Below are 23693 nucleotides of genomic sequence, written 5' to 3'. Positions count from 1 at the left end.
AAGACGCTGAGGAGAGGTGTATGATAATGAGTTCCTTTGATAAAACGATGAAGTTCAATTTCCCTGAAGAACCATTCGAAAGAGATGTTCAGCAAGTCTTGTCAAAAGTGTATGTGGCTCTCCAGGAAAAAGGGTATAATCCGATTAACCAGATTGTCGGTTATTTATTATCAGGTGACCCGGCCTATATCCCGCGCCATATGGATGCTCGCAACTTAATCCGCAAGCTGGAACGCGATGAAATCATTGAAGAATTGGTCAAATCGTATCTTAAGAACCATCGAGAGGAATACTAATGCGCACAATGGGTCTTGATTTAGGTTCAAAAACCATCGGTGTCGCCGTGAGTGACGCGATGGGTTGGACTGCACAAGGATTGGAAACAATCAAAATTAACGAAGCTGGAAACGAATTCGGCTTAAAACGTCTCAAGGAAATCATACAAGAATACGAAGTTTCTAAGATTGTCATTGGTCTCCCGAAAAACATGAACGGAACCATTGGCCCGCGCGGCGAAATCAGTCAAGAATTCGCCAAGCGCTTAGAATGGAAATTCAAGCTGCCAGTGTTTCTCTGGGACGAACGGTTGACAACGATGGCAGCTGAACGTGTCCTTCTCGAGGCGGACGTTAGCCGAAGTAAACGCAAGAAAGTCATTGATAAAATGGCAGCTGTCATGATTCTACAAGGGTTCTTGGACAGACAAACAAATTCAATATGAGGTGAAGATAAATGGAACACGGTGAAAACAATATTACAGTAGTAGATGAGAATGGTAACGAACAGCTTTGTGAGATCTTATTCACATTTGACTCTGAGAAATTCAACAAATCTTACGTACTTTATTACCCAATGTCTGCTGAAGATGACGAGGAAGAAATTGAAATCCACGCTTCATCATTCACACCAAGTGAAGACAGCAAAGATGGTGAGCTTGCTCCAATCGAAACTGAAGAAGAGTGGGATCTAGTCGAGGAAATGTTGAATACATTCCTTGATAATGAAGAAGCAGAAGAAGAAGGAAGATAATTTCTCAAAAACTGGCCTTGTATCCCAAGGCCAGTTTTTTTTAGTATGTCCCCATTCCCTTATCTTTTCTCCACAAACAAGAGAATAAAAGTAGCGACTGGACCTAAAACTAATGATAATAGAAACCAATTTAAACCCGTTCTGTTTTTACCCTGGGCAATTCCGGCATTGATTAATGCTAATGTGCCCCACCTCATGACATAGGAATTATCCATTTTTTCCACACCCTTCCACACTAAAAGGATTTTATCATGAATATCCAAATAGTTGTATGAATTAAAGGAACTGATACAACGAAGTTCGGAAAATTCATTGTATTTACATAGACGGGAACCTATCACTTTATTCCTATAAAATAACCACCTTCTATTGACAAAACTGGCCTTCTTTTGCCATAAATAGAGTAGGAACGAAGGTAGTTATACAAAAAACATGTATTTATTTGTAGGTTTTAGTATAATATTCGAAGCAAAGTTATTCTTAGAGAAAGCATCTTCTAGAAACAATCTGTAGTGGGTGTGCAGTTTGCAGGGGGAATGGAAATGGATGAAAAGGATCAAAAGCTATCTAAAAAACAACATATTCGAATGAAGATGCTAGAACAACAAGGGGAGGCCAAGCTTGTCCGTAAAATTATCATGATTACGATTGCTGCACTTATTTTAATTGTAGGGATAGTCGTGCTTGTGGGATTCTTCTATATTAACTCGGCGATGAAGCCCTTTGATCCAGAGGATGATACGATCAAGACGGTGAAAATACCGATTGGTTCATCCATTAGTGATATTTCGATTTTGCTTGAAGAGCAGGAAATCATCAAAGACGCGCGTGTTTTCAAATATTATATTAAGTTCCGAAATGAATCCGGCTTTCAGGCAGGAGAGTATAAGCTCTCTCCATCGATGCCAATCAAGGATATTGTGACGAGCATCAAAACCGGGAAACTGATGAAAGAGGCCGTCCTTAGGATAACGATTCCGGAAGGCAAGCAGCTAGTCCAAATAGCCGATATTATCGCTGTGAAGACAGATCAAGACTCTAAAGAGATATTTAAGAAATTGAATAATGAGGAATTCGTAAAATCCATGCAAACGAGATTCCCTGAGCTTCTGACATCGGAAATCGATAATGAAAATGTCGTATATCCACTTGAAGGGTACCTGTATCCGGCAACCTATGACTTTTATGAAGAAAAACCATCCATTGAATCCATGGTAGTGGAGATGCTTCAGAAAACGGAGGAAACCCTTCAGCCATTCGAATCACTGATGGAGAAAAAAGAGTATACGGCCCACCAGCTATTGACATTTGCCTCACTCGTTGAAGAAGAAGCAACAGCTCAGGTCGATCGCAAAACCATAGCTTCCGTCTTTTATAATCGACTCAAGGAAGATATGCCATTACAAACGGATCCTACCGTTTTGTATGCAAAAGGCTCACACAAAGACAGGGTCCTATACAAAGACCTTGAGGTGAAATCACCATATAATACGTACAAAAACAAAGGCCTGACTCCAGGTCCGATCGCTAACGCCGGAAAGTCCTCGATTGAAGCGGTCTTAAAGCCTAAGAAGACCGATTACCTTTATTTCTTGGCTACACCTGAAGGAGAAGTTCTATATTCCAAAACACTGGAAGAGCACAATAATAAAAAGGCACAGCATATTACCAATAAATAAATGGCAAGGGCAATAGGGACTAAGGGGAGAGGGATATTACTTTCCCCTTGTTTTTATGATAGAATAGTAAACGTAAAAATTTCAGATCCGATTTTATTGATGACTGTAACTCGGCTTTTGCCGGGTTTTATTTTGAAAAGATAAGGAAACGTAGATAGTCAAGTGATGCTGGTTCTAGTTCGTTTTGTATATGATGCGGAATTTCATTGAGAGCCGGCCAAGACGCTTTCGTTTTTTTTATCATTGGAGGAAATGTCTTGAACGGAAAAATAGACCAATATCTTCACGACTTACTTCCGGAACGTACCGGATTGATTAAGGAGCTAGAGGATTTTGCAAGGGAACATAATGTACCGATCATGGAGCCTGAAGGAATAGAGGTGCTGCTACAGATTTTGAGGCTTCACCAACCGAAGGCCATATTGGAAGTGGGCGCAGCAATCGGATATTCGGCGATTAGAATGGCAGAAACCTTACCGGATGTGCGTATTGTCACGCTGGAACGGAATGAAGCGCGTATTGAACAGGCGAAGGCGAACATAGCCAAGTCTGGTCTTTCGGAGCGAATCACACTCATAGAAGGCGATGCACTAGAAGCAGGGCCTCACGTGAAGGATCATGGCCCGTTCGACATCATCTTTGTGGATGCAGCGAAAGGACAGTACAAGCGTTTCTTTGAGCTGTTCGAACCTTTCCTGAATGAAGCTGGCATAATCATTACTGATAATGTATTATTTAAAGGCTTGGTTGCTGAAAACATCGAAGAGATGGAAATGACGAGACGTAAGCGAGCGCTTATTAGAAAAATAAAAGACTTTAATATCTGGCTGCATGACCATCCTCATTACGATACCGTAATTTTACCGATTGGTGATGGTGTAGCTATTAGTAAACATAGAGGTGACAAACATGAAAAAGCCTGAATTACTGGTGACTCCGATAAATATCGCACATCTAGCTGAACTGATCGAGGCGGGTGCTGATGCATTCGTAATCGGTGAGCAGCGTTATGCGCTTCGTTTAGCGGGGGAGTTCACTCGTGTGGACGTTAAGAAGGCAATTGAAATGGCGCATACTGCAGGTAAAAAAGTATACGTGTCCATGAATGCAATCTTTCATAATGATAAAGTGGACGAGCTTGAAGACTATATAGCTTTCCTACAAGAAGCAGGAGCTGACCGGATTATCTACGGTGACCCCGCAGTCCTGATGGCTGTAAGGGCTGTTGCCCCTGATATGCCATTACATTGGAACACAGAGATGACGGTTACCAACTGGTACACCTGTAATTACTGGGGGAAACGCGGAGCGGTGCGGGCCGTTGCAGCCCGTGAAATCAGCTTGGACGAAATCATCGAAATGAAGGAGCATGCCGAAGTTGAAATTGAAGTTCAAGTTCACGGCATGACATGTATGTTCCAGTCGAAGCGTACGCTACTTGGCAACTATTTCGAATACCAAGGCAAGGCGTTGGAAGTCGGAAACCGAACAGAACAAAAGAATATGTTCCTGCATGATACGGAACGTGAAAATAAATACCCGATATATGAAGATGAAAACGGTACACATATCATGAGTCCGAATGATATGTGCATGATTGATGAACTTCAGGAATTGATGGAAGCGGAAATGGATTCCCTGAAAATCGATGGGGTCCTGAAAACGCCCGAATACATTGTGGCCGTCACAAGATTATACCGTGAGGCGATAGATTTATGTGCGGATGATCCAGATCGCTATGAGGATGTCAAAATGGAATTGTTCGAAAAAATCCAAGCGATTCAACCTGATAACCGTGAGTTAGATACCGGATTCTTCTTTAAAGAATCGGTTTATTAAGTAAGGGAAAGAGGAGGAATAGCCTTGAATGCTATTGCTGATAAAATTTCCAAGATAGTTGATGGAAAGAGAGTCATTGTAAAAAAACCTGAATTGCTGGCTCCTGCTGGTAATCTGGAAAAACTAAAAATCGCTGTCCATTATGGCGCAGATGCCGTATTCATTGGTGGACAGGAATATGGTCTCCGTTCGAATGCCGGAAACTTCACGTTTGAAGAAATGAAGGAAGGCGTCGAGTTCGCTAAAAAGTATGGTGCGAAAATATATGTGACTACGAATATCTATGCCCATAATGAAAATATCGATGGTCTTGAAGAATATATGGAAGGCCTTCGTGATACGGGGATTCATGGAATTATCGTGGCAGATCCATTGATCATCGAAACGTGTAAGCGTGTGGCTCCGGAAGTAGAAATTCATCTGAGCACGCAACAATCGCTTACGAACTGGAAGGCTGTCCAGTATTGGAAAGAAGAAGGTCTGGAGCGTGTCGTGCTAGCTCGTGAGACGAGTGCTGATGAAATCCGTGAAATGAAGGAAAAAGTCGACATCGAAATTGAAACCTTCATACATGGGGCAATGTGTATTGCCTATTCAGGCCGTTGCACACTTTCCAACCATATGACGGCACGTGACTCCAACCGGGGAGGATGCTGTCAGTCTTGCCGTTGGGATTATGACTTGTACGAATTGAATCAGGATGGGGAGAAAGCGTTATTCGATAAAGAAGATGCACCATTCGCGATGAGTCCGAAAGATTTGAAGTTGATCGAATCCTTGCCAGGCATGATCGAAATTGGGATTGATAGTTTAAAAGTCGAAGGCCGGATGAAATCCATTCACTACATCGCAACGGTAATTAGTGTCTACCGTAAAGTGATTGATGCGTATTGCGCAGATCCGGATCATTACGAGATTCAACCTGAATGGTTGGAAGAGCTTGATAAATGTGCAAACCGTGAGACGGCTTCATCGTTCATGGAGGGGGAAATCCCTGGGTATAAACAACAAATGTTCGGGAATCATACCGTAAAGACTCGCTTTGACTTCGCTGGATTGGTACTTGATTATAATGAGGAAACTCAAATTGCTACCTTACAGCAGCGTAACTTCTTCAAGCCTGGTGATGAAGTGGAATTCTTCGGACCCGAGATTGAGAACTTTACTCAAAAAATCGGCATTATCTGGGATGAAATGGGTAAAGAGTTGGACGCAGCACGTCATCCGCTTCAAATTGTCCGCATTCAAGTAGATAAGCCGGTATATGTGAACAATATGATGCGTAAGGAGAATTAACATGACAAGGAAAAAACCAGTAGTCATCGGAGTTACCGGTGGGTCGGGATCAGGTAAAACAAGTGTAACACGCTCAATTTTTGAATTCTTCAATGGACATTCCATCTTGATGCTCGAACAAGATTATTATTATAAAGATCAAAGCCACTTGCCGTTTGAGGAACGCTTGAAAACGAATTATGATCATCCGTTTGCATTCGATAATGACTTATTGATTGAACACATCAATGCATTATTGAAATATGAAACGATTCAGAAACCGGTTTATGATTACGCGAACCATACGCGGTCAGATGAAATCATAACGGTTGAACCACAAGACGTCATCATTCTTGAAGGAATCTTGGTATTGGAAGACCAACGCCTAAGAGACTTGATGGATATGAAGCTCTATGTGGATACAGATGCAGATTTGCGAATCCTTCGACGTATGACTCGTGATATTAAAGAGCGTGGCCGTTCCTTGGATTCTGTCATCGATCAATATATCAGCGTCGTTCGCCCGATGCATAATCAGTTCATCGAACCGACGAAACGATATGCCGATATCATCATTCCTGAAGGTGGGCAAAACCATGTGGCAATTGACCTCATGGTAACAAAAATACAAACAATCCTTGAACAAAAGTCTTTTTTGTAATAACATAGCATAAATAATGATAGGTGCCATTTTACCTCATATATATAAAAATCCCAATTATTTATAGGGAAAGACTGGACAAATGTTGGAAAACACAATAATCTATTCTTGATACAGAACGAACCGGCTGCTTAATGCAGTCGGTTTATATACTAAGGGACGGTTGTTCCGTAGTGGCATGTGATTATATATATTTTTTTTCGGGTAAGCACTTATAGAGTACATAAACTGGTCACGGCGGGATGTCAGCTGTGAAGAATTTGAAGGAGTGAAGGGTTTTGGCAATTGAAAAAGTATATCCAATGACTAACGAAGGTAAAGCGAAGTTAGAACAGGAACTAGAACATTTAAAGTCGGTTAAACGTAAAGAAGTGGTGGAAAGAATCAAAATCGCCCGTAGTTTTGGCGATCTTTCAGAGAACTCTGAGTATGATTCTGCAAAAGAAGAGCAAGCATTTGTTGAAGGTCGTATCACTACCATCGAAAACATGATTCGTAATGCTAAAATCATTGAAGACAATGATTTGAATACAGATACAGTAACTCTTGGTAAGTCTGTAACATTCATAGAACTTCCAAATGGTGATGAAGAAACGTATTCCATCGTGGGTAGCGTTGAAGCAGATCCATTCGAAGGCAAAATCTCGAATGATTCTCCCATTGCCAAAAGCTTGATTGGGAAAAAAGTTGGCGACAAAGTATCAATCCTAACGCCAGGCGGCGAAATGAGCGTCAAAATCGTTTCTATTAGCTAATAGCGTTTTCCAGGAGGATGTCCATGAGGGCATCCTCTTTTTAGTGTTTAAAAATCCCAACCTCGTCAACAATGGTAACGAGGTGTTTCTATATGAAAAAGAAACGAATGAGGATACTTGCAGTTGTCTTGGCTATGTTCATGCTGATGCTTATTGGCCGAATAGCTTATATCCAACTAGTGTCTACAGAATCCTTTTCCAAGCATGATGTGAATTTAATAGAAGCAAGTGTAAACCAACGCTCGCAAATTTTAAAGATTGACGACGGACGGGGGAAGTTTTACGACCGAAATGGCATTCCACTTGCCCATGAAGAAATCCCGACACTTGTTTTGTTTCCGTTTTTAAATAAGATGAACTGGCCTATAGATCAAGTCGCCTCCATAATCGGCAGGACGGAATGGGAACTGAGACAGTCGATCGCAGAAGCGAAAGATCCCTTTGTTTTTGGTGGGGATGACCCGATCGAGCTAACCTTGGATCAGTCCAAGGCAATCAATGAATTGAAAATCCCTGGCGTATTTGCGGTGAACGAAAAGCTATATCATGATCAAATACCCGCCGCACAATTGATTGGTACAACGAATATATCGGATGCCGAAAAGAAAAAGCGCTACCCGGATATGCAGCTTTCTGCAGATACGAAAATTGGCAATACGGGTTTACAAAGGACATTTGATGAGTTCTTACTTTCCGATGGAGAATCAAAGCTCGTATTTCATGTCGATGCCAGTGGGGGTCCGATGTTTGGCGTGGACGTAAAATACGTGGAACCTGCCAACCCTCTTTACCCTGTCAAAGTGATCACGACCATCGATAAGAGCATTCAAGAAGAAGCAGAGAAGCTCGTGGATGAGCGCGGGATTGAAAAAGGTGGACTTGTGCTGATTGATATTGAAAAAAGCGAAATCGTGGCCATGGTGTCCCGCCCCGCCCTTAATAAAAAGGACCCCAATGGCGAAGGTGCCATCAATACGATGCTCACTCAAAAAACGCCCGGATCCGTTTTTAAAACGGTAACGGCAGCAGCTGTCATTGATTACGAGGCTGCGAGCCCGACTAGAACGTTTGATTGTGATAAAACGATTGAAGGGGAAGCCGATAAACAGAGAGAGCTTGGCAGGCTGAATTTTGAGAATAGCTTTGCCCAGAGCTGTAACAGGACATTTGCCGAATTATCGAAGGAAATCGCCGTAAAGGATCCGGACTTTTTGGATAAATATGCTGAAATGTTGGGGTTGGTTGGCCAATCCGGATGGCAGGGGGATGTTTACCATACGGCCGTCACCCAGTTGTACCATGAACAAAAAGGAAAGGTATGGCATGATGAACAATTGAAAAAGGATCCGAAAATGATTGCCAAGACATCCATTGGTCAACAGGATGTCCAAACCACACCACTTGCCATTGCCAATATGATGGCGACCATTGCAAGAGGAGGGAAGAAAGAACAGGTCAAAGCAGTTTCGAAGGTAGAATTCGACAACGGCACGACAGTAGTCGACTTTCCTACACAAACAATGGCGGGAGATACAGTGAAGCCTTATACGGCGATGAAATTGCAACATCTTTTACGAAAGGTGGTCACGGAAGTGAAAGGGACCGGTGCTTCTCTAAAGAACCTTCCTGTTGAGGTCGCAGGGAAATCGGGGACTGCACAGACTAACATTGAAAAAGGGGAGCTCAATAAATGGTTTGCTGGGTATTTTCCGTATGAAAATCCCAAATATGCACTGGTTACGGTGAATTTTGAAACAAATGAAAGTAGTTCCAGCATGACGCCTCTATTTTCAGATATTGTAAATATTCTATATAGCAAGGACCAGAATATACGCGAGAATTGACGAAAAGTGTAGGAAACCTTCCCCTTCTATCTCCAGCTGAATCATGATAGAATGAGGCTGAAAGTAAAGGTAGGGAGGAATGGACCTTGAGTTCTAGATTCAATCAGAGAGATCAAAAACGAAAATTAAATAAAATTTATAATATCGCGATTACCATCGTATCCATTCTCATTGTCATTGTGGCAGCCACGATTTTCCTTAGTGATGACGATTCCACAGAAAAAGCGACAACCGAGCCGAAACAAACCACTGAAAAACAACAGAAGAAAGCTGAGAAAACAGAGAAAAAAGAAGATGCACCAGGAGTCGAGGAAGAAGAAGCAGATGAAGAAGATTCAGAAGCGACAGATACGACTGAGGAAGATAAGGACAAGGTTGCTGAGCTTGTAGAAGTGGAGGCAAGCGGAGATGGCAATGTCGAGAAGGCTTATACGAGTGAGGGTTGGAAACCGGTTGGTACAGAGCAAGCGGGTGAACATACGACAAGCTTCGAAAAGGGTTCGGTTGACTGGAATGAAATGCGTAAGGCGATTGCCCTTGGAGCTGGTGTGGACGAAGGCAGCATGAAGTTATGGTGGTTACAAAACGGTGGATCTCCGAGTACGGCCATCGGCACTGTTTCAGATGGAAACGAATCACAAACGTATCGTGTACATATCGAGTGGGTGGACGGTTCTGGATGGAGACCAGTCAAAGTCGAAGAATTGAAAGTGAATGATAAAAAGTAAGCATGAAAATCCCGAAAAGCGATGGCTTTCCGGGATTTTCTTCATTTTTTCGCTTTAAAATGGACGACGGCGCTATAGAAGCGGCGTCCTTCTTCACTGACATACATTTGGTGTGATACGGAGTGCACCTGTAGCAAGATCGCTTTGTTGATCTCGATTTGGGATTGGACCTTTTCTTCTAGGCTCTTGATGCTTTCCGCTTCGAAAAATTCAATTTTATCTTCGAATAAATTTAAATCAAGTTGAAAATCCATACTATATTCCTCCAAGGTTTTGATAGTGTTAGTGTACCATCAAATCTGGTGAAACTGCCTAAAAAATGCGAACCGTTTTTATTAACTCTCATATTCTGTTCATAGGTATAAATTATTCCTCATAAAAAGGTGATTAATATGGGCAGAGAGTTTTTGGAACTATTCGATGAATGGTCTAAATCGTATGATGAATCCGTCGAGGGACAGGATATTGAATATCAAGAGGTTTTTAAGCATTATGACAAAATATTGGATAGTGTCGTAAGCCGGTCCCATGGTCATGTATTGGAGTTTGGGGTAGGAACGGGGAACTTGACGGAACGGATGATAAAAGCCGGTCGCGCAGTATCTGGGATTGAGCCATCCCCGGCCATGAGAGAAATAGCAATCAGAAAATTACAGGATAAAACGGAAATCGTGGATGGTGATTTCATCGATTTTCCGATGCCGAAACAGGTTGATTCAATCGTTAGTACGTATGCTTTTCACCATTTAACGGATGAAGAAAAAGAAAAAGCCATTGCCAACTATGGAAAGTTACTGAATGCTGGTGGTAGAATAGTGTTTGCGGATACCATGTATCAATCAAAAGAAGCGCATGATCAGGCGATTCGGGATGCAGAGGATGCAGGCTTTCATAATTTGGCGAAGGATTTGCAAACGGAATATTACACGACGATTCCTTTTTTGGAAAAAGTGCTTGTAAAACATGGGTTCACTGTGAATTTTGAGCGTTGCAATTCATTTGTTTGGATTATGGAGGCGGAAAAAATATAGGAAGAGGTTTTTAACTAATGAAGGTAGCCATAATCGGAGCAATGGAAGAAGAAGTGACGATTTTACGCGATAAATTGGAAGGGCTGGAACAGGTGACGATTGCCGGTTCGGAATTCAATACAGGGTCATTGAATGGAATCGATGTCATTTTGCTTAAATCAGGAATCGGAAAAGTGAATGCGGCCATGTCGACCGCAATCCTTTTGGAAAAGTTCAAACCGGATGCAGTCATTAATACGGGATCTGCAGGTGGATATCACCCTGATTTGAATGTCGGCGATGTCGTCATTTCAACTGAAGTGCGCCATCATGATGTGGATGTAACGATTTTTGGCTATGAATATGGTCAAGTGCCACAACTGCCTGCTGCTTTCATCCCGGATGAAAAGCTATTCACAATAGCAGAAGAAGGGGCTAAAGAAATTAAAGATATCCAAGTGGCAAAAGGATTGATCGTGACGGGTGATTCGTTCATGAATGATCCGGTTCGTGTCGAATTCGTCAGAGGTAAATTCTCTAATTTATATGCGGTAGAAATGGAAGCGGCAGCAATCGCTCAGGTTGCACATCAATTCCAGACACCGTTTGTTATTATTCGCTCGCTTTCGGATATCGCTGGCAAGGAGTCCAATGTTTCCTTTGATCAATTCCTGGAAACGGCGGCGCTTCATTCAGCGGAACTGATTCTGAAAATGGTTGAAAAAATGAAATAAGCCACAAAACAGCTAGTGATCAGCGGAAGCCATTCCGCTGATTATTCTTTATCTCCACCTTTAAACCAACTAAGCTTCTAAGAAAACTTAGAGAGGATGTCCACTATGAAGGTCATTCACAACATACATGATTTGATTGGCAAGACGCCCATGATGGAAATCACTTCTTTCACGATTCCGGATGATGTCCGGATTTATGCTAAATTGGAATTCCTCAATCCTGGGGGAAGCGTGAAGGATCGTCTTGGCCAAGAACTTTTGAAGCAAGCGTTTGCCACGGGAGCATTAAAAAGGGGTGGGACCATTATCGAACCGACCGCTGGAAATACAGGGATAGGTTTAGCCTTGGCAGCGATTAACCAGGGTGTCGATGTGATTTTTTGTGTACCGGAGCAATTCAGTAGCGAGAAGCAGGAGCTGATGCGTGCTCTTGGTGCAAAAGTTGTGCAAACCCCTACTGAAGATGGCATGAAAGGAGCCATTGCCAAATCGAAGGAACTTCTTGCCGAAATTCCTGGTGCATACTGTCCTCAACAGTTTGCCAATCCCTCGAATCCGGAGACGTATTATAAAACCCTTGGTCCGGAAATTTGGGAGCAGCTCAATGGCAAGGTCGATGTATTTGTTGCCGGTGCGGGAACTGGAGGAACCTTCATGGGGACATCCCGATATTTAAAAGAACAAAACCCTGCAGTCAAAACCGTCATCGTCGAACCGGAGGGATCCATCTTAAACGGCGGGAAAACGGGACCCCATAAAACGGAAGGAATCGGCATGGAGTTTTTACCTGCTTACATGGATGAGGCGTATTTTAATCAGATTCATACGATAACCGATCAAGAGGCCTTTGCCAAGGTGAAAGAATTAGCCTTGAAAGAAGGACTGCTCGTCGGGAGTTCCTCTGGTGCTGCGTTTGCCGCGGCCTTGATGGAAGCGGAAAAGGCCCGGGCAGGTACAAATATCGTGGTCGTTTTTCCGGATTCCAGCGAGCGTTATTTAAGCAAAAATATTTATCGGGGAGGCCTATGAAGTGAGGAAGAAGACACAATTGATTCATGGAGGCATTTTTGGCGATCAAAAAACAGGGGCCGTATCGGTGCCAATCTATCAGGTAAGCACATACAAACAGGATGGGCCTGGAAAGCACAGGGGCTTTGAGTACTCCCGTACCGGCAATCCGACCCGCCATGCTCTCGAGGAATTGATCAAGGAGCTTGAAGGGGGGAAACGGGGATTTGCCTTTGGTTCCGGAATGGCGGCAATGACGGCTGTGATGATGCTCTTTAATCAAGGGGATCATATCTTGCTGACTGATGACGTTTATGGAGGCTCTTTTCGGGTGATGACAAAAATCCTGAACCGTTTTGGGCTAGAGGCCACCTTTATCGATACGAGTGATATAGACTCTATAGAAAAAGGGATTAAGCAGAATACAAAAGCGCTGTTCATTGAATCCCCGACCAATCCTTTATTGAAAATCACCGATCTTGAAGAAATAGCTAAAATAGCGAAGGCACACAGCCTGCTAACCATTGTGGATAATACGTTCAGTACTCCATATTGGCAAAATCCGCTTACGCTCGGGGCAGATATCGTTCTCCATAGTGCAACGAAGTATCTTGGGGGCCACAGTGACGTTGTGGCTGGTCTTGCCGTCGTGAATGACGAAAGATTAGGGGAAGACCTTCACTTTGTCCAGAACTCCACAGGAGGCGTGCTGGGGCCTCAAGATTCCTGGTTGTTGATGCGCGGAATGAAAACACTCGGCATTCGAATGGAAGAACACGAAAGGAACACCTCGGCAATTGTCCGTTTCCTAACCGGGCATGAATCAATTTCAAAAGTGTATTATCCAGGCCTCGTCAATCATCCCAACCATGAAATTGCCAAAAAGCAATCCCGGGGTTTTGGTGGCATGGTCTCATTCGATGTCGGCAGTGGTGAGAAGGCAGAACGGGTGCTTCAAAAAGTGAAATACTTCACCCTTGCTGAAAGCCTTGGGGCTGTGGAGAGCCTTATATCGGTTCCGGCCTTGATGACTCATGCCTCGATTCCAGCCGAACGACGCGCAAACTTAGGCATCACGGATGGATTAATCCGAATATCCGTAGGGCTGGAAGATGTGGAAGACCTCTTGGAAGATCTAGAACAGGCGTTAGAAGGATAGAACCACTTACACAGTTTCCTCCCATTATTTACACCCAACCATTTGGAATTAATATGGTAGAATGAGATATAGATTGTTTACTAGAAGAAAGAAGGGGTGAATGGGATGAAAAACCGTAAAAATCAAACGGCAGCTGCTCTACGTTCCAAAATGGCGGATTTTAAACAATTTGCGATCACCTTATTATGTGTAGGAGCGTTCTTTTATTTAGGAACGATACTGCCTACAACCGGAAAAACGGACCTTTCCACCAATGTCTATATGGGAGCGACTGTACTCTTCCTCGGTTTGTCCATCCTCTTTTTCCTTATATCCAAAAAATATAAAAAAATCTTGGACGAAAGCGATGACCAAGATTTTTTACAACAATAGCAATTAAGCCTGATTCTCCTAGTGTAACTGGGGAATCAGGCTTTTTTTATTACCTTATGTTCTGGAACAGAAAAAATTTCTAAAAATTACAAAAAGTCTATTTACAAAACGTTATTTATTGGATATACTTACCAAATAATATTCCGAAGGAGGTCGAAGAAGATGAGAACTTATTTACTTGAAATCAACATTAAGCTGATTAGCTGGATCTTGCCAACAAACAATCATATACTATTCGACCTGTGCCATGCGGAATATTCTTAAAGCAAATGGGCTTTATTAATCATTCAGACATAATGGCCGCAGGGAGAATCCTTTTACCCTGCGGCCATTTTATATTTTTTAAAATCCCGCAGGAGGAAGGAACTTTCTGCGGCCTTTTTATGCCTTTTTGGTAAGCCGCCCCCTTAAAGGAGGTGATATTATGACACTGAATATGCTGTTTTTTACAATCACAATCAAAATGAGGAAAATGACTGCTGAGGAATATTTGCAAGAAGATCGAATCAGGAAATTACGTGAGCAGCACCTAGATAAAGCAATGAGGCATCGTCCTTTTTTCTAATCTAAGGGGCACGTAGGAAATATTAAAATGAAAGGTGGAGATCATTATGATTAAATGGGCTATTATAAAAGGGGAAAAGTGTTGCTACTGGCAGGAGAAGGATACCGGCTAACGAAGGTAAGGCAATCTTCACAGTATCGCCATGGATTGTATGAAAAGTGTTCATAATAGCAGCGGTCGGCAATCACATTAACGTGGTAAATTGAAGACAGGTTCAATTATAAGGAGTGATTCAGAATGTTCTCAATCGTAATGGTACTGGTTGTTACGACTGTCATTGGAACAGTAATCGCTGTAAATGTTTCTGTCGATGCCGATAAACCGCTGCACAGCATCATGGACTATGTAAAATAGAAAAAACTCGGCACTTGGCCGAGTTTTTTCTATTTTAACAGCATGGCCCCGGTCCTCCGCAGCCCCCGAATCCGAATCCACCAGGAATGAACCAGAATCCGAATAACAGCAGTAAGATGACGAGGACGACGATCAAGGCGATTCCAAGACCGAATCCACCTCCGCCATAACAAGGTGCTGGGCATGGAGCACCGTAATTATATCCGTATGGTCCATAGCCGTATCCCATACAAATCCCTCCCTCCCGCTTAAATTCCCTATCATTATATGTAAGTTTGTCTATGTTTGATTGGGATTTTAAAAGGAGTTTTCTTGAATGATTTCCCTCCCACATTTTCTATTAATCGCTTAGGTGCTTTTCTCGGCATCCTTTAGACGGGTTCATCAATCCTTGAATCCTAAAATCATGGATATTCCAGAGAAAATCCATGCAGGTAGACACTCTCTAGCAACGTAATGAACCAAGCGGAGGATTTCTTTTTGTGGTACAGACAAGAACAAGCCCACAACCGCATAGGTATGGATAAGGAAACACCCAATGAGGCGGGAGGATGAAACCAATGCCTGGAATACTTACTGCAGTCGGTTATCTCATCAAGGAATTTTACTTATTAGTTTCCTATGTGAAAAATAATGCTTTTCCCCAGCCATTATCTTCACAAGATGAGAAGAAGTATCTGAAGCTTATGAGTGAAGGGGATGGGGAAGCCCGTAATATTCTCATCGAGCATAATCTTAGGCTAGTGGCCCATATCGTCAAGAAATTCGAAAATACCGGTGAAGATACTGAAGATTTGATATCAATCGGGACCATTGGATTGATAAAGGCTATTGAAAGCTATTCCGACGGTAAAGGCACGAAGCTTGCCACTTACGCAGCACGTTGTATTGAAAATGAAATCCTGATGCATTTACGGGCAACAAAAAAAACGAAAAAGGATATTTCCCTGCATGATCCAATCGGTCAAGATAAAGAAGGAAATGAAATCAGTTTAATTGATGTATTGAAATCAGAATCAGAGGATGTCATTGACACGATTCAGCTTAATATGGAAATAGAAAAAGTGAAGAAGTATATTGGTGTTTTGGATGAGCGTGAAAAGGAAGTCATCGTTGGAAGGTTTGGACTAGATTTAAAGAAAGAGAAGACGCAAAGAGAGATTGCTAAAGAACTGGGCATATCTCGTAGCTATGTATCAAGGATTGAAAAGCGTGCCTTGATGAAGATGTTCCATGAATTTTATCGTGCGGAGAAAGAGAAGGAAAAGAAGGCCAAAGATAATGGGATGTAAAACGAAGAGAGTGCGGATTCTTGCTTCCGCACTCTCTTCGTCTTTTTATTTATTGCGAATCAGGTCTGCAAAGGCATGGTAGATTTCAATGCCCTGGAACAGAAATAAACGTGATGCAGTTAACGAAAAGATTCCAATCATGATTAGGCGGAACCACATATCCATCACTCCTCGATTTTTTTTGTGAAATCAGTGAGTGAGAGAAGCTATGTAATTCGCCTGATAAAAGACAGGATTGAAAAAACGTCGGCGGAAGGCAGAGAGGAAATAAAGGAACAGGAATATCCATGATTCTTTCACTAGCAAAACGATGAGGATTAGGCTGACTTTCAAGAAAGGTATCAGTGCAAACTTCTTCTCGATTATCTTCAAAAGGTGTATGTCATGGCCCTCTTCAAGGGTCAATGGAGTATGCTGCTGGTAGGAATGGGGCAGTGTCCAGAGGAGAAGGGCAATGACTGAAAAGTGGATAATGAACTTCAAAAAGGACCACCAACTTTTCGATTAATACGTACATCAATCATATCATGCTTATAATATGGAAAGCGGGAAAACAATTAGACAAAAATCTACTAAATCTCCCTTATGAATAGGAAAAAATGGATGGACCCTCTATAATGGTGTTGTTGATAAGGAGGGAATTATGTATGGGATATTCTTTAACGTGGGATTTGGATGTCTTTTTTAAAGGGGGAAGCTCTTCAACGGAATTTCTGCTCCTAATGGATGAAATCAAACAAGAAGTGACGGAATTGGATCAAGCTGTGTGTTTGTTGAATTCAGAGGGTAGTGAAAAGACTTTGATCAAGGCTCTCGATCTTTACAAAGTCACCAAAATGAAAATGGAACAGGTAGGGGCTTTTATAGGTTGCCTTGAGGCCCAAAATGTTCAGGATAAAAAAGCAGGTCAGTTAAGGGTCAAACTGATGAAGGTGGAAGCATCCTTGAAAGTCGCTTTAAGTAGACTGGATGAAAAACTGGTCCAGTTTAATGATGATTGGTTCGAGAATGTCCTCAAGAAAGAACCGTTGAATGAACTGGCCTATGTATTGAATGAGCGTCGAGACCGTGCTAAAGAGAAACTTTCGGTCCAGGAAGAGTCGCTGATCACCCAGTTGTCCATGGACGGATTTGAAGGATGGAGCCAAATGTATGATACGCTCGTAGGTTCGATGACGGTTCCGTTTAAAGGGGAAGAGCTTTCTATCGGTCAGGCGGCAAATAAATTTTCCAGTCCGGACCAAAGTGTCCGAAACGAATTATTTACAGCTTGGGAACGTGCATGGGAAGAAAAGGGTGAACTGTTTGCAAGGACCTTGAATCATTTGGCGGGCTTTCGGATTAGCGTGAATGAAAAAAGGGGCTGGAACGATATTTTGAAGGAACCCCTGGAAATCTGCAGGATGAAGAAAGAGACGCTTGAAAGCATGTGGCAGGTCATAGCTGACAATAAAGAACCACTTGTGCGGTTTTTACATAGAAAGGCTGAAATGCTTGAAGTGGGAAAACTGAGTTGGGCTGACTTGGATGCACCTATTGCTGTTACGGCCACATCGAAAGTAATGGAGTATCAAGAAGGGGCAGACTTCATTATCGGACAATTCTCGAAATTCGGAAGTCAATTGGCGGATTTCACCCAAAAGGCATTCAAAGACAGCTGGATTGAAGCGGAGGATAGACCAGGCAAGAGACCAGGCGGTTTTTGTACAGGCTTCCCACTGGATCATCAATCCCGAATATTTATGACCTATTCGGGAACGCCTTCGAATGTATCGACATTGGCCCATGAGTTGGGACATGCCTTCCATTCCCATGTGATGGGGAATATCCATCCATTAAATCGCTCATATGCCATGAACGTGGCTGAAACAGCTTCTACATTCGCTGAGATGGTCGTAGCGGATGCAGCTTTGAAAGAAGCATCCAGTGAGGAAGAGAAGCTGATTCTTCTAGAAGATAAAATTCAGCGCTCCGTGGCGTTATTAATGAATATCCATGCCCGTTTTCTATTTGAATCTAGGTTTTATGAGGAAAGAAAACAAGGATATGTAAGTGCTGAGCGTTTAAATGAGCTGATGGTCGATGCTCAGAAAGAGGCATATGGGGATGCGTTAGATGAGTATCACCCGACATTCTGGGCCTCGAAGCTTCACTTTTATATCACCGATGTTCCATTTTATAATTTCCCGTACACATTCGGTTACCTATTTTCGTTAGGTATCTATGCGAAAGCTCTGAATGAACCTGCTGGATTCGAAGAGAAGTATATCGCCCTGCTTCAGGATACAGGTTCGATGAATGTGGAATCCTTGGCTAAGAAGCATTTGGGTGTCGATATAACCACACGAGGTTTTTGGCAAGAAGCGGTTTCTACCTGTATGCAGGATGTTGAGGAATTTATGCGTTTGACGGATCCACTTTTTCGAAAGGCATGAAGCGGAAAATTGCAAAAAAAAGGGTGCCCGAATAGGGCGCCCGCTTCCTTCAGCAATTAAACTTTTCTCAATTTAAATGGACTGATCATAAGTAAAGATAATAGAATCATAAGAAATAAGAAAAAGACCGGGTGTAAATAAGGGATCGCCAGGTAGCTAAGTGTGGCCACACAGCCAACGACGGTAATCGGTACGCCGGTAAAATATCCATTATTCTCACTTATATTGAAGCGTGCAAGGCGGTATGCTCCGCAACCAATATAAAAAACAGTTAAAAATGTTCCTGGCGCACCGAATTCTATTAATATTCCTTGGTATAATAGTAGAGCGGGTGCGACTCCAAAAGAAATAATATCACACATGGAATCAAGCTCTTTACCTAATTCCGATTCAATGTTAAACTTCCTCGCAACCATACCATCAAATCGATCTGCTAGGGCAGCCAGGAAAATTAAAAGCAAGCTAAGATTTAATTGGTCGTGTATCACGGCTATTATGGCAAATCCACCGAGGGATAAGTTCATTAGAGTTATAATATTGGCTGTTTGGGTTTTCAATTTTTTTATGGTTTGATCTAGGGCATGTAATAAAAACATCTTTTCCCTCCCTTCAAAAAAAGCAAAATAAAGTAAAGAATAGTAAACATAAGTATTTATTATATAATAATATTGGAATGAACGCAATTTATGCAAGTGCTTTTTGAATTTTTTAACAAGTTGGAGTGGTATAGTTGTATCAAACATTTTATCGTATTCTTATAGAACTCACGAATGGAAGAGTATCTTCAGGCCTATTAAAACAGTTCAGCCAATCACGATGGAGTAGGCCCTTGATTCCTCTATATGTGAAAAAATTCAACCTTGATCAACAAGAGTTCAACAATGACATGAATGCCTATACGAATTTGCATGATTTATTTACAAGGCAGCTAAAACAGGGGACGAGACCGGTTACGACCGACAGCTCTGCGGTGGCGTGTCCGGTCGATGGCGTTCTCGAGGACGCGGGAGAAATTCGTACTGATAAAAAAATCGTCGTTAAGGGAAAGGTATATTCTATGGAAGAAATGGTGGGGGATGCTCTGTTTCTAGAAAAATACCTAGGCGGTAAATATCTCGTGTTATACTTAAGCCCGAGCCATTATCATAGGATTCATGCGCCCATTTCCGGTTCTGTAATCAAAAGGTGGACACTTGGGAAAAAGTCATACCCTGTCAATAAATGGGGGATGAAGTATGGTAAGGAGCCCTTGGCCAAAAATTATCGTACGATTACAGAATTACAAAGCGAGGAAGGGTGCATAACCATGGTCAAGGTCGGCGCCATGTTTATCAATTCCATCGTCATCACGGATGATTCAAGGCAATTGAAAAAAGGACAGGAATTTTCTTATTTCAGTTTCGGTTCAACCGTCGTTCTGCTCTTTGAAAAGGATCGCTTTAGACTCGCCGAAAGCTTATCCGTTCCTGCTGATGTCAGGGTCGGTGAAACGATTGGACATTTGGCGGCCAAGCAAGAAGGGGTATGAAAATAAAAAGGCTAACAGGATTTGTCAGCCTATGTATCCCATATTAAAATAATGAGCGAATTCTATGTGTTAAGGACCTTCGATGGATTTCTGTTTCAATTAGACGGATGAAATCAGAGCTCAGCTTTAAATTCCTTGCTTTAAAATAGGATTCAAGCAACAAATCATCGGATAGTTTTTGCATTAGAACGCCATTTACGGCTGCCACCTCCAGTTGGAATGCGAGGAATACTTTGCATTTTCAGACATATATTATTAAGTCATCTTTGGTGTACCCCTACTGTATCAGAAATAAACTTGGAGAACAATCGTTCTGTTATCCACAACCAAAAGTGGATAACCTGTGGTTAAGTTGTTTACAAAGTAAGTGAGATGTTACATATCAGTATGGAAAATGTTAGTAAAGTTATCCACAGGTTGGTTGTAGGCAATATTTGTCGAAAACTATTGGTAATTTTTAGGGTGACTCATGGATTCAAGTTATCGATTTCTTTAGCTTGTTTGAAAAATGCCTTTTCATATTAGAAAACATACATTATGATGTTTCTTTACGATTAGCCCTTCTTTCACGAATTTTTTGAAAGTAAGCCGAAAATTCGATATGATAGAGACGGTAAATTTCAAAGAAAATACAGAGGTGTCAGTATGCTTAAATTATTTTTGCCGAGTGAACATGTTCAAAGCATTTTTGATATAGATCCTGAAAAGTTGAAAGAAAAGGGAATAAAAGGAGTGATCACTGATTTAGATAATACATTGGTGGAGTGGGATAGGCCCACCGCTACCCCTGAATTGATTATCTGGATCGATAAATTACGGGCCCACGGGATTTTAGTGACGATTGTATCGAATAATAATGAGAAACGCGTTCGTTCTTTTTCCGACCCCCTTCAGATTCCCTTTATTCATCAGGCGAGAAAACCGATGGCAAGAGCCTTCCATAAAGCACGGAAGGCAATGGGCTTGAAGTTGGAAGAGACGGTAGTAATCGGAGATCAGCTGATGACGGATGTATTGGGAGGAAATAGGGGAGGATTCCATACGATCCTCGTCGTACCGGTCGCACAAACGGATGAATTCAGAACGAAAATTAACCGCTATTTCGAAAGAAAGATCATGGCGTTTTTTAAACGAAAAGGAATGATAGAATGGGAGGAACACAATTGAACAGCCAACAAGAATTAGTATGCATCGGGTGCGGTGTGACAGTCCAGTCAGAACATCCCAAGGAATTGGGCTACGCCCCTCAATCCGCACTGGAAAAAGAAAGCATCATTTGTCAGCGTTGCTTTAAATTAAAACATTATAATGAGGTTCAAGATGTTTCTTTAACGGACGATGACTTTTTGAAAATCTTGAATAAAGTGGGAGAAACCGATTCTTTGATTGTTAAAATCGTCGATATCTTCGATTTCAATGGAAGTTGGTTGCCTGGATTGCACCGATTTGTCGGACATAATGACGTACTATTGATTGGAAACAAGGTAGACTTGCTTCCAAAATCGGTAAAGCCGAATAAACTGATTAATTGGATGAAGAAATCTTCGAAGGAATTGGGATTGAATCCAGTCGATGTCCTGCTTGTCAGTGCAGAAAAGGGAAAACATATCCTTGAAGCGGCTGATGCGATAGAAAAATATCGGAATGGTAAGGACGTATATGTCGTCGGTTGTACGAACGTCGGGAAATCAACTTTCATCAATCGCCTTATTAAAGAAGTGAGCGGTGAAGGGGATATCATCACGACTTCGCATTTCCCTGGAACGACTTTGGATATGATTGAGATCCCGTTGGATGACGGACAAGCTTTGATTGATACACCAGGAATCATCAACCACCATCAAATGGCCCACTATGTTGATACACGTGATTTCAAGGTTATCATGCCGAAGAAGGAAATCAAACCGAGGGTTTATCAGTTGAATGAAGCTCAAACGTTGTTTTTTGGCGGATTGGCTCGTTTGGATTATGTATCAGGAGGCAGACGCTCTCTGACATGTTATCTTTCCAATGAATTGAACATTCACCGTACGAAATTGGAGAAAGCGGATGAATTATATAAGAATCATGCTGGAGAAATGCTGACGCCTCCACGTCCGGCTCAATTGGAAGAATTCCCGAAATTGATTCCGCATGAGTTTACTTTAAAAGAAGGTAAAATGGATATTGTGTTTTCAGGTCTTGGCTGGGTTACAGTCAATGAACCAGGAGCAAAGGTCGTCGCGCATGTACCGAAAGGCGTTAACGTAATCGTCCGTAAATCATTAATCTAATCCATAGGGGAAGGGATTCCATGAAGAAGATATTTGGTGTAATAGGGGATCCAATTGCTCATTCGATGTCTCCGGACATTCATAATGATGCTTTTGAAAAAGAAAATATACAGGCCGTTTATCATCATTTTCATGTCAAACCAGATAGTTTGCCTGATGCGATAAAAGGCATGAAAGCCCTTGGTGTATCAGGGTTTAACATAACGATTCCACATAAGACCCCAGTCATTCCCCTACTCGATGAGGTAGACGAATTGGCGCTTGCCATCGGGGCAGTAAATACAGTTTTTAACGAAAAAGGCCGCTTTATAGGGTATAATACAGACGGAATAGGATTTTATAGATCTTTATGCGATGAAATATCAGGTGACATTAAGGCTAAAAAAACGTTAGTGATCGGAGCGGGCGGTGCTGCACGTGCCATTTACTTTACCCTTGTTAAAGAAGGGGTAAAGCAAGTTGATATTGCGAACCGGACGAAGGACCGGGCAGCCCACCTTGTTTCTGATTGCCCATATGATAAAGAATCAAAGGCGCTCACGATTGACGAGGCGGAACAAAGCTTATCACAATATGATTTGATCATCCAAACAACATCTTGCGGGATGAGTCCGAAGTTGGATCAATCCCCAATGAAGTTAGACCAGCTTAAGGCCGGTGCATTTGTCAGTGACATTATCTATAATCCTTTGCAAACGCAGTTTCTACGTGAAGCCAAGGAAAAAGGTGCGGTAACGCTTAATGGACTTGGCATGTTCGTCAACCAAGCTGCGTATGCTTTCGAGATTTGGACCGGAATCAAGCCGGACACAACAAGAATGACAGATATTGTCTTGAACAAACTAGGAGGTAACACATGTTAACAGGAAAGCAGAAAAGATTTTTACGTTCAAAGGCCCATCATCTAAATCCAATTTTCCAAGTTGGAAAAGGCGGGGTCAATGACAATCTCATCAAGCAAATTGGTGAGGCGCTAGAAGTACGCGAATTGATTAAAGTGAGCATCCTGCAAAACTGTGATGAGGAACGTAATGAAGTAGGACGTGCTTTATCAAAAGGTGCAAGAGCGGAATTGGTTCAAATTATCGGTAATACAATCGTATTATATAAAGAATCAAGAGAAAACAAACAAATTAAATTACCGTAAGGGACC

Annotated in this window: 30 protein-coding genes; 24 read left to right on the top strand and 6 right to left on the bottom strand. The window is 42.1% G+C overall.

The annotated features are described in order from the left end of the window. Positions 1-26 precede the first annotated feature (26 nt). From ACQKL0_RS05725 to ACQKL0_RS05715, 3 genes are read left to right on the top strand one after another with little or no spacing between them, the layout of a single operon-like run. Positions 27-296: an IreB family regulatory phosphoprotein gene (locus ACQKL0_RS05725; RefSeq protein ID WP_402869701.1), complete on the top strand. Its 270-nt coding sequence runs from the start codon at positions 27-29 to the stop codon at positions 294-296. After that, complete coding sequence (ruvX, locus tag ACQKL0_RS05720) at positions 296-721, top strand: Holliday junction resolvase RuvX (protein WP_402869699.1); 426 nt, start codon at positions 296-298, stop codon at positions 719-721. The genes ACQKL0_RS05725 and ruvX overlap by 1 nt, the downstream gene beginning before the upstream one ends. An 11-nt stretch (positions 722-732) precedes the next feature. Further along, positions 733-1029, top strand: coding sequence for a DUF1292 domain-containing protein (locus ACQKL0_RS05715; protein WP_402869697.1), 297 nt, complete (start codon positions 733-735; stop codon positions 1027-1029). A gap of 59 nt (positions 1030-1088) precedes the next feature. Here ACQKL0_RS05715 and ACQKL0_RS05710 read toward each other — a convergent pair whose 3' ends face one another. Continuing rightward, on the bottom strand, positions 1089-1244 hold the full coding sequence (locus ACQKL0_RS05710; protein ID WP_427686586.1) for a hypothetical protein: 156 nt from the start codon (positions 1242-1244) through the stop codon (positions 1089-1091). Between the two features lie 327 nt (positions 1245-1571). Between ACQKL0_RS05710 and mltG the strand changes: the two genes are divergently transcribed. The 8 genes from mltG to ACQKL0_RS05670 all read left to right on the top strand — a co-directional run bounded on the left by mltG (position 1572) and on the right by ACQKL0_RS05670 (position 9810). Next, a complete protein-coding gene (gene mltG, locus ACQKL0_RS05705; RefSeq protein WP_402869693.1) occupies positions 1572-2708 on the top strand; it encodes an endolytic transglycosylase MltG in 1137 nt (378 codons plus the stop codon). Between the two features lie 257 nt (positions 2709-2965). Then, positions 2966-3631, top strand: coding sequence for an O-methyltransferase (locus tag ACQKL0_RS05700; RefSeq protein WP_402869691.1), 666 nt, complete (start codon positions 2966-2968; stop codon positions 3629-3631). Next, entirely contained in the window at positions 3618-4547 is a 930-nt protein-coding gene (locus tag ACQKL0_RS05695) for a peptidase U32 family protein (RefSeq protein WP_402869689.1), read from the top strand. Before ACQKL0_RS05700 ends, ACQKL0_RS05695 begins: the two co-directional genes overlap by 14 nt. 24 nt (positions 4548-4571) lie before the next feature. Then, complete coding sequence (locus ACQKL0_RS05690; RefSeq protein WP_402869687.1) at positions 4572-5843, top strand: peptidase U32 family protein; 1272 nt, start codon at positions 4572-4574, stop codon at positions 5841-5843. 1 nt (position 5844) lies between these two features. Continuing rightward, positions 5845-6483, top strand: a complete 639-nt coding sequence (udk, locus tag ACQKL0_RS05685) for a uridine kinase (protein ID WP_402869685.1) — start codon at positions 5845-5847, stop codon at positions 6481-6483. A gap of 278 nt (positions 6484-6761) precedes the next feature. Further along, entirely contained in the window at positions 6762-7238 is a 477-nt protein-coding gene (greA, locus tag ACQKL0_RS05680) for a transcription elongation factor GreA (RefSeq protein WP_402869683.1), read from the top strand. 92 nt (positions 7239-7330) lie between these two features. Further along, positions 7331-9082 (top strand): peptidoglycan D,D-transpeptidase FtsI family protein, encoded by a 1752-nt coding sequence (locus tag ACQKL0_RS05675; protein WP_427686584.1) that lies wholly within the window; start codon positions 7331-7333, stop codon positions 9080-9082. 86 nt (positions 9083-9168) lie between these two features. Continuing rightward, positions 9169-9810, top strand: coding sequence for a YrrS family protein (locus ACQKL0_RS05670; RefSeq protein ID WP_427686582.1), 642 nt, complete (start codon positions 9169-9171; stop codon positions 9808-9810). Between the two features lie 41 nt (positions 9811-9851). Here the strand turns inward: ACQKL0_RS05670 and ACQKL0_RS05665 are convergent, their stop codons facing one another. Further along, the gene (locus tag ACQKL0_RS05665; RefSeq protein ID WP_402869677.1) at positions 9852-10064 is read right to left on the bottom strand and encodes a DUF2536 family protein; all 213 of its coding nucleotides are present in this window, start codon (positions 10062-10064) and stop codon (positions 9852-9854) included. Positions 10065-10202: 138 nt separating this feature from the next. Here ACQKL0_RS05665 and ACQKL0_RS05660 point away from each other — a divergent pair, with 138 nt between their 5' ends. From ACQKL0_RS05660 to ACQKL0_RS05635, 6 genes are all read left to right on the top strand, one after another. After that, positions 10203-10841 (top strand): class I SAM-dependent DNA methyltransferase, encoded by a 639-nt coding sequence (locus ACQKL0_RS05660; protein ID WP_427686580.1) that lies wholly within the window; start codon positions 10203-10205, stop codon positions 10839-10841. Positions 10842-10858: 17 nt separating this feature from the next. Further along, positions 10859-11554 (top strand): 5'-methylthioadenosine/S-adenosylhomocysteine nucleosidase, encoded by a 696-nt coding sequence (gene mtnN / locus ACQKL0_RS05655; protein ID WP_427686578.1) that lies wholly within the window; start codon positions 10859-10861, stop codon positions 11552-11554. Between the two features lie 105 nt (positions 11555-11659). Beyond that, positions 11660-12583 carry a PLP-dependent cysteine synthase family protein gene (locus tag ACQKL0_RS05650; RefSeq protein WP_427686576.1) on the top strand — a complete coding sequence of 308 codons (924 nt, stop codon included), beginning with the start codon at positions 11660-11662 and terminating at the stop codon, positions 12581-12583. A 1-nt stretch (position 12584) separates the two neighbouring features. Further along, the gene (locus ACQKL0_RS05645) at positions 12585-13721 is read left to right on the top strand and encodes a bifunctional cystathionine gamma-lyase/homocysteine desulfhydrase (protein WP_427686574.1); all 1137 of its coding nucleotides are present in this window, start codon (positions 12585-12587) and stop codon (positions 13719-13721) included. 105 nt (positions 13722-13826) lie between these two features. Continuing rightward, positions 13827-14093, top strand: coding sequence for a YrhC family protein (locus tag ACQKL0_RS05640; protein WP_402958354.1), 267 nt, complete (start codon positions 13827-13829; stop codon positions 14091-14093). A gap of 424 nt (positions 14094-14517) precedes the next feature. Next, the gene (locus ACQKL0_RS05635) at positions 14518-14658 is read left to right on the top strand and encodes a YrzI family small protein (RefSeq protein WP_427686572.1); all 141 of its coding nucleotides are present in this window, start codon (positions 14518-14520) and stop codon (positions 14656-14658) included. A gap of 388 nt (positions 14659-15046) precedes the next feature. Here the strand turns inward: ACQKL0_RS05635 and ACQKL0_RS05630 are convergent, their stop codons facing one another. Next, positions 15047-15241, bottom strand: a complete 195-nt coding sequence (locus ACQKL0_RS05630) for a sporulation protein YjcZ (protein WP_402869663.1) — start codon at positions 15239-15241, stop codon at positions 15047-15049. Positions 15242-15572: 331 nt separating this feature from the next. Between ACQKL0_RS05630 and sigK the strand changes: the two genes are divergently transcribed. Beyond that, positions 15573-16304 carry an RNA polymerase sporulation sigma factor SigK gene (gene sigK, locus ACQKL0_RS05625; RefSeq protein ID WP_402869661.1) on the top strand — a complete coding sequence of 244 codons (732 nt, stop codon included), beginning with the start codon at positions 15573-15575 and terminating at the stop codon, positions 16302-16304. 189 nt (positions 16305-16493) lie between these two features. On the opposite strand, the gene ACQKL0_RS05620 is transcribed toward sigK, so the two are convergent. Then, positions 16494-16787 carry a hypothetical protein gene (locus ACQKL0_RS05620; RefSeq protein WP_427686570.1) on the bottom strand — a complete coding sequence of 98 codons (294 nt, stop codon included), beginning with the start codon at positions 16785-16787 and terminating at the stop codon, positions 16494-16496. 164 nt (positions 16788-16951) lie between these two features. On the opposite strand from ACQKL0_RS05620, the gene ACQKL0_RS05615 reads away from it, so the two are divergent. Further along, a complete protein-coding gene (locus ACQKL0_RS05615; protein ID WP_427686568.1) occupies positions 16952-18739 on the top strand; it encodes a M3 family oligoendopeptidase in 1788 nt (595 codons plus the stop codon). Between the two features lie 56 nt (positions 18740-18795). Here the strand turns inward: ACQKL0_RS05615 and pssA are convergent, their stop codons facing one another. Continuing rightward, positions 18796-19335, bottom strand: a complete 540-nt coding sequence (gene pssA, locus ACQKL0_RS05610) for a CDP-diacylglycerol--serine O-phosphatidyltransferase (RefSeq protein WP_402958363.1) — start codon at positions 19333-19335, stop codon at positions 18796-18798. A gap of 134 nt (positions 19336-19469) precedes the next feature. Between pssA and ACQKL0_RS05605 the strand changes: the two genes are divergently transcribed. Then, positions 19470-20267, top strand: coding sequence for a phosphatidylserine decarboxylase (locus tag ACQKL0_RS05605; protein WP_402958365.1), 798 nt, complete (start codon positions 19470-19472; stop codon positions 20265-20267). A gap of 43 nt (positions 20268-20310) precedes the next feature. Here the strand turns inward: ACQKL0_RS05605 and ACQKL0_RS05600 are convergent, their stop codons facing one another. Further along, positions 20311-20451: a sporulation histidine kinase inhibitor Sda gene (locus tag ACQKL0_RS05600; RefSeq protein WP_402869651.1), complete on the bottom strand. Its 141-nt coding sequence runs from the start codon at positions 20449-20451 to the stop codon at positions 20311-20313. Between the two features lie 461 nt (positions 20452-20912). Between ACQKL0_RS05600 and ACQKL0_RS05595 the strand changes: the two genes are divergently transcribed. From ACQKL0_RS05595 to yhbY, 4 genes are read left to right on the top strand one after another with little or no spacing between them, the layout of a single operon-like run. Continuing rightward, positions 20913-21434, top strand: coding sequence for a YqeG family HAD IIIA-type phosphatase (locus ACQKL0_RS05595; protein ID WP_402869649.1), 522 nt, complete (start codon positions 20913-20915; stop codon positions 21432-21434). Next, positions 21431-22540 (top strand): ribosome biogenesis GTPase YqeH, encoded by a 1110-nt coding sequence (gene yqeH / locus ACQKL0_RS05590; protein WP_402986327.1) that lies wholly within the window; start codon positions 21431-21433, stop codon positions 22538-22540. The genes ACQKL0_RS05595 and yqeH overlap by 4 nt, the downstream gene beginning before the upstream one ends. 20 nt (positions 22541-22560) lie before the next feature. Further along, entirely contained in the window at positions 22561-23403 is an 843-nt protein-coding gene (gene aroE / locus ACQKL0_RS05585; RefSeq protein ID WP_402958370.1) for a shikimate dehydrogenase, read from the top strand. Then, the gene (gene yhbY, locus ACQKL0_RS05580; RefSeq protein ID WP_402869643.1) at positions 23397-23687 is read left to right on the top strand and encodes a ribosome assembly RNA-binding protein YhbY; all 291 of its coding nucleotides are present in this window, start codon (positions 23397-23399) and stop codon (positions 23685-23687) included. The genes aroE and yhbY overlap by 7 nt, the downstream gene beginning before the upstream one ends. Positions 23688-23693 lie beyond the last annotated feature (6 nt).

Source organism: Peribacillus sp. NPDC097264, from assembly GCF_050277925.1.
GTDB lineage: Bacteria > Bacillota > Bacilli > Bacillales > DSM-1321 > Peribacillus.
Note: the sequence above shows the minus strand (reverse complement) of the source record. Positions and strands in the feature narration are given on the sequence as shown.

Coding starts and splice junctions, on each gene's coding strand:
- ACQKL0_RS05725 (WP_402869701.1), top strand. CDS start 27: ATGAGTTCCTTTGATAAAACGATGAAGTTCAATTTCCCTGAAGAACCA.
- ruvX (WP_402869699.1), top strand. CDS start 296: ATGCGCACAATGGGTCTTGATTTAGGTTCAAAAACCATCGGTGTCGCC.
- ACQKL0_RS05715 (WP_402869697.1), top strand. CDS start 733: ATGGAACACGGTGAAAACAATATTACAGTAGTAGATGAGAATGGTAAC.
- ACQKL0_RS05710 (WP_427686586.1), bottom strand. CDS start 1,244: ATGGATAATTCCTATGTCATGAGGTGGGGCACATTAGCATTAATCAAT.
- mltG (WP_402869693.1), top strand. CDS start 1,572: ATGGATGAAAAGGATCAAAAGCTATCTAAAAAACAACATATTCGAATG.
- ACQKL0_RS05695 (WP_402869689.1), top strand. CDS start 3,618: ATGAAAAAGCCTGAATTACTGGTGACTCCGATAAATATCGCACATCTA.
- udk (WP_402869685.1), top strand. CDS start 5,845: ATGACAAGGAAAAAACCAGTAGTCATCGGAGTTACCGGTGGGTCGGGA.
- ACQKL0_RS05675 (WP_427686584.1), top strand. CDS start 7,331: ATGAAAAAGAAACGAATGAGGATACTTGCAGTTGTCTTGGCTATGTTC.
- ACQKL0_RS05665 (WP_402869677.1), bottom strand. CDS start 10,064: ATGGATTTTCAACTTGATTTAAATTTATTCGAAGATAAAATTGAATTT.
- ACQKL0_RS05660 (WP_427686580.1), top strand. CDS start 10,203: ATGGGCAGAGAGTTTTTGGAACTATTCGATGAATGGTCTAAATCGTAT.
- mtnN (WP_427686578.1), top strand. CDS start 10,859: ATGAAGGTAGCCATAATCGGAGCAATGGAAGAAGAAGTGACGATTTTA.
- ACQKL0_RS05650 (WP_427686576.1), top strand. CDS start 11,660: ATGAAGGTCATTCACAACATACATGATTTGATTGGCAAGACGCCCATG.
- ACQKL0_RS05640 (WP_402958354.1), top strand. CDS start 13,827: ATGAAAAACCGTAAAAATCAAACGGCAGCTGCTCTACGTTCCAAAATG.
- ACQKL0_RS05635 (WP_427686572.1), top strand. CDS start 14,518: ATGACACTGAATATGCTGTTTTTTACAATCACAATCAAAATGAGGAAA.
- ACQKL0_RS05630 (WP_402869663.1), bottom strand. CDS start 15,241: ATGGGATACGGCTATGGACCATACGGATATAATTACGGTGCTCCATGC.
- sigK (WP_402869661.1), top strand. CDS start 15,573: ATGCCTGGAATACTTACTGCAGTCGGTTATCTCATCAAGGAATTTTAC.
- ACQKL0_RS05615 (WP_427686568.1), top strand. CDS start 16,952: ATGGGATATTCTTTAACGTGGGATTTGGATGTCTTTTTTAAAGGGGGA.
- pssA (WP_402958363.1), bottom strand. CDS start 19,335: ATGTTTTTATTACATGCCCTAGATCAAACCATAAAAAAATTGAAAACC.
- ACQKL0_RS05600 (WP_402869651.1), bottom strand. CDS start 20,451: ATGCAAAAACTATCCGATGATTTGTTGCTTGAATCCTATTTTAAAGCA.
- ACQKL0_RS05595 (WP_402869649.1), top strand. CDS start 20,913: ATGCTTAAATTATTTTTGCCGAGTGAACATGTTCAAAGCATTTTTGAT.
- aroE (WP_402958370.1), top strand. CDS start 22,561: ATGAAGAAGATATTTGGTGTAATAGGGGATCCAATTGCTCATTCGATG.
- yhbY (WP_402869643.1), top strand. CDS start 23,397: ATGTTAACAGGAAAGCAGAAAAGATTTTTACGTTCAAAGGCCCATCAT.